Here is a 1,150-nt window from a genome sequence, read left to right on the forward strand (position 1 = left end):
ATTGTACTATTGAATAGGTATTGGGAGATTAAGTGTACTTGATTTTAYGAAATYTTTACAAATTCACTAAAGGATGASGWGTYTGCATGCTGTATGAAAGTGAMTTTAGTACGGTRTGTTTATGTAATAATAYATATGCTTAATAGACTGTTSTGAAATAAATTAAACCAAATATWGRAKATAATGTAATTTKATCTTTCRAGATWAGTATATAGTATTCTGTAAAAAAATGTACTGGAAAATTGATATTTCATAAGAAATATAGAAGCGAGGTAAGAAATAACAATGAAAAGATTATGCATWATTCCRTGCGGAAARAAGAAAATTTGGGATAAGTACTCAGATTACGGAGAGGCAGAGGCAAAAGATGTATATATTAGTCCATTCGGAAAAGCATGTCAGGCGTATGCAACTGAGTTTTTYGAGAATTGGGTTATATTATCAGCAAAGCATGGATTTTTAAGACCAAATGATATTGTAAAGGAAAATTATGATCTTGCATTTGATTCAAATAGTAATGAGATTATTAGCATAGAACAATTAAAACAACAGATGATTGATAAAGATTTACTTCAGTTTGAAGAGATCGTCTTACTTGCGGGGAAGAAGCATAAAAAAATAGTGACGAAGTTATATCCAGAAGAAATCATCACATATCCGTTAGCGGGATGTAGAGGGATTGGGTATATGTTGCAGAGGTTGAATGGGGCAGTGGAAGCGCAGAAGGAAGTATAGGGATAAATTAGTAATATAGATTCAAATCATACCAAATTAATACATTTAAAATAGACTAGTAAACAAGCATTTTTACCCTTTTAAACATAGAATATGATGAATTCTATTTTATATTAGGGGAGAGTCATATTCATGTGTAATAATTGTGGTTGTAGACGCAGAGATTGTAATAGATTTTGGGATGATTTAATGTTTGGAAGATGTAGACGCAGAGATTGTGATGATTGTGGTTGTAGACGTAAACGTGACTGTGATTGTGATGATTGCCGTCGCAATCGTAAACGTGACGACGATGATGATAAATGTCGTAAGTGGTAATATTTTAAAAAGAGTACTTTGAAGTAAGTACTCTTTTTGTGTATAAACCTTTTAAATTCCATCTTGAACAGATTTTTTTTCAAATTCCCATGAATCC

At 31.4% G+C, this 1,150-nt stretch carries 2 protein-coding genes; both read left to right on the forward strand.

Annotation, left to right across the window (positions count from 1 at the left end):
* Positions 1 to 285: 285 nt before the first annotated feature.
* Positions 286 to 735, forward strand: coding sequence for a DUF6884 domain-containing protein (locus AC1DJR_RS30735; protein WP_002032633.1), 450 nt, complete (start codon positions 286 to 288; stop codon positions 733 to 735).
* A 132-nt stretch (positions 736 to 867) separates the two neighbouring features.
* Complete coding sequence (locus AC1DJR_RS30740; RefSeq protein WP_002085081.1) at positions 868 to 1,053, forward strand: hypothetical protein; 186 nt, start codon at positions 868 to 870, stop codon at positions 1,051 to 1,053.
* Positions 1,054 to 1,150 lie beyond the last annotated feature (97 nt).

This window comes from Bacillus sp. 05T31 (genome assembly GCF_056396725.1).

Excerpts from the sequence above, each read along its gene's own strand:
- AC1DJR_RS30740 (WP_002085081.1), top strand. The coding sequence starts at position 868 with ATGTGTAATAATTGTGGTTGTAGACGCAGAGATTGTAATAGATTTTGG.